The sequence below is a fragment of the Streptococcus parasanguinis genome (assembly GCF_015556095.1).
GTDB classification, from domain to species: domain Bacteria; phylum Bacillota; class Bacilli; order Lactobacillales; family Streptococcaceae; genus Streptococcus; species Streptococcus parasanguinis_Q.
Genome location: NZ_JADNLT010000029.1, coordinates 1 through 3,300, shown reverse-complemented (window position 1 = coordinate 3,300; position 3,300 = coordinate 1). Strand labels below are relative to the sequence as shown.

The 3,300-nt window shown below is 39.5% G+C and carries 3 protein-coding genes; all 3 read left to right on the top strand.

The window, feature by feature from the left end; all coding sequences use genetic code 11:
* Positions 1-214: 214 nt before the first annotated feature.
* The 3 genes from I2E70_RS10445 (at position 215) to mobV (ending at position 3,129) form a co-directional block, all read left to right on the top strand.
* Positions 215-1,081 carry a replication initiation protein gene (locus I2E70_RS10445; RefSeq protein WP_195424691.1) on the top strand — a complete coding sequence of 289 codons (867 nt, stop codon included), beginning with the start codon at positions 215-217 and terminating at the stop codon, positions 1,079-1,081.
* A 16-nt stretch (positions 1,082-1,097) separates the two neighbouring features.
* Positions 1,098-1,304, top strand: coding sequence for a hypothetical protein (locus tag I2E70_RS10440; RefSeq protein ID WP_181671491.1), 207 nt, complete (start codon positions 1,098-1,100; stop codon positions 1,302-1,304).
* Between the two features lie 334 nt (positions 1,305-1,638).
* Positions 1,639-3,129: a MobV family relaxase gene (mobV, locus tag I2E70_RS10435; RefSeq protein WP_195424689.1), complete on the top strand. Its 1,491-nt coding sequence runs from the start codon at positions 1,639-1,641 to the stop codon at positions 3,127-3,129.
* Positions 3,130-3,300: the final 171 nt, after the last annotated feature.

Here is a 3,300-nt window from a genome sequence, read left to right as displayed (position 1 = left end):
TATATATATTTAGGGCACTCACGAGCCTTAGAGCCACAAGGGTTTTCAGCTTTTATAGGGTACAAAATGTGCAGACTTAGGGTACAAAATGTGCAGACTTAGGGTACAAAATGTGCAGACTTAGGGTACAAAATGTGCAAAAATAAAGACAATATATATATTGTCTTTTAATAAAAAATGTGTTATTATAAAGACAATAAACGGAGGTGTCTTTATGACTAGTGAGGTAGTGAAATATCACAATGATTTAAATACAGTTATTATGCGGACATGGACCGCAGAAGAGATGAATTTCTTTTTCGCAATACTGACAAAAGCAAAAGAACAAGGTTTGAAAAAACTTGTGTTTGATACTGATGAGTTAAAATTGCTTGCTAGTTCATCTAGAAAGTATCGTTGGGAAGAAACAATAACTACAGCAGTTAAAAAAATTGGACAGCTAACATACTTTGAGCAATCTGAGAGAAAATTTAGAGTGATGACTTTGTTTGAAATCTTTGAGGTGGACTTAGAGAAACGGACAATCGAAGTTAAGGTATCTGCCAATTTTGACTATATTTTGAACAAGCTAGAAACTCAATTTACACGGTACGAGCTAGAAGAGTTTACCTCCATTCGTTCGACTTACGCTAAAACCATGTATCGACTTCTCAAGCAATGGAGAACGTTAGGACAAAAAGAATTCTCTGTTGAGGATTTGAAACGGATACTAGACACCCCGAAAACATATAGACCTAGTGAGATTGATAGGCTTGTATTAAAGCCTATTCTGAGTCAACTATCCCCTTATTTTGACAATCTCAAAGTTAAAAAAATTAAGTCGAACAAGCGAGGCAATCCAGTTTTGGGGTATGAATTCACTTGGGAACCAGAAAAATCTGAATCGTATGTTCCAAATAAATTCAATAAGCCAAAACAAAAGCAGAAAAGCAAGTCAAACGTGCCTACTTGGTCTAATGCTGATTACGTAAACACGACAAGCGAAGAGACAAAAGCCGAATTAGAGAGTAAAAAGCAAGAAATGTTATCTAGACTGGACAATTCAGAAGTTCAAACAGATATCTATGATTATTTAGACTGAGAAAGAGAGAATACAAATGGACTTATTCGAGAAGTATTATGACGAGAACAACCTAGAAGAAACAAGCGAATTTAGCCAATGCAACCGAAAGCAGTTAGTGATTGAGGCTGACTATATGCATGATGCTTTGAAAAAAATCTTGAGCTATCTTGATGAGGACGGGTCAGATTTGAACGTCATTCGTTCAATGGTTATGGACGGCTTGTACGAGAGCCGTATCTAACCAGTCGGACAATAGCGAAGCCGTCCGACTAGTCATTTTTTCAAAATGACTTTGGGTGACTTATCGAAGTCGCCCAACTTTCAAAAAATGTCCTTGCGGTTCGAGGACTTTTTTTGTAGCTCGCCCTGGAGTGGGTGGGTGAGCTAGCCCTCTGCCAAGAGCCTTCGGAGAACGCACTTTTACGAAGTAAAGTATAGTGCGTTATACTTTACATGGAAGTTGCACCGAAAATTGTGCTAAAATATTAGCTAAGATGTTTCATAATGACGAGCAATAGGCTTGCCGGCTCGTCTGTCATTCGCTATTCGAATGACACCGAAAGAAAGGGAAAGATATGAGCCATATTGTAGCGAGAATGCAGAAAATGAAAGCTGGGAATTTGGGTGGTGCTTATCGTCATAATGAGCGAGTTTTTGAAAACCATTCAAACAAGGATATTGATCCCGAGAAGTCGCATCTCAACTATGAGCTGACCGAGAGAGACCGAGAACTGTCTTACGAGGCCCAAATTAAGGACTACGTGAACGAAAATAAGATTTCTCAAAGGGCAATCCGAAAAGATGCCGTCCTCTGTGATGAATGGATTATCACGTCAGATAAAGCTTTTTTTGAAAACCTTAGTCCGGAAGAAACAAGGGAATTTTTTGAGACTGCCAAAGACTATTTTGCTCAAAACTATGGCGAGCAAAATATTGCTTATGCTAGCGTACATCTTGACGAGAGTACACCTCACATGCACATGGGTGTTGTGCCAATGCGAGACGGGAAACTGTCCTCTAAGGCTATGTTTGACCGTGAAGAGTTGCTTAAAATTCAAGACGATTTACCAAAGTACATGAGAGAGCAAGGCTTTGAAATCGAGCGAGGGGCAAGAAATAGCGAGGCTAAACATTTAACAGTCGCAGAATTCAAACAAGAGATGGCCTACAAAGAGATTGAGAGCGAGCTTGTAGTAGATTATGGTGCACCTCAATTCATGAACACGAACACGGGCGAATTTATGACCCCAAAAGAAGTCGAAGAAGCTCAAAGTATTGGCGAGCTGTTCGGAGATAAGTTTGAGCTGAATATGCGAGAGACTAGCTTTGAAGAGAAGCTGGACTGGGTTAAAAACAAGCAAAATCTAGAGTTAAAAAGGCTAGACGAATTAAAAAAACCGTTGGAAGAAGAAGTCCAAGGCCTGGAGTCTTTGCTCAACGAGAAACACGAAGAGCTATCTAAAATCGATTTTAAGGTGTCTGAGGGCCTCTCTGAGCTCTCTGAGGCCGAGGAGTATATAAATACCCTAGAAACTCGTTCAAAGGCCTTAGAAGCCAAAATAACGGCTTTTGAGAGCGAGAACTTAAAACTAGCCAAACAAAATGCCCGATTAACGGATCTAAAAATCATGGACGAGGGCGAATTAGGACAAATTAAGCCGAAAAAGGGACTTCTAGGGAGTGAACGGGTGGAGCTGACCAAAGAGCAATTTGAAGAATTTAAGGGCTTGATTTACCGAAGCAAGAACGTAATTCACCAAAAAGAGCTAGAATTACAACAAGCTAAAAGCCAAGTACCGCTCAGAGGCTCTAAAAACGGATTTGAGGCTCAATTACAGAAAGCCAAGGACAAAATGAAGGGCGACAACGTAAAAGCCTTAAAAGACGAATTAAAGGCCCTTAAAGACGAGAATTCAGTTTTGAAGCAGAAGAATGCTAAAATGGCTGACAAGCTAAAAGAGTTGATGCCCGATAAAGCATTTAAGCTATTCATGGACGAGTTGAAAAAAATCACACCAATCGTAAAAGTCGTGACCAAAGTCATTGAGAAAATCATCAACATTTGAGCGATTGAACAGACCCGAAAGGGTCTTTTTCTAACGGTAAAAAAAGAGGGTCGAAACGAAGTGAGGCCCCTTTATATATATTTTATATATATTTTATATATATTTAGGGCACTCACGAGCCTTAGAGCCACAAGGGTTTTCAGCTTTTATAGGGTACAAAATGTGCAGACT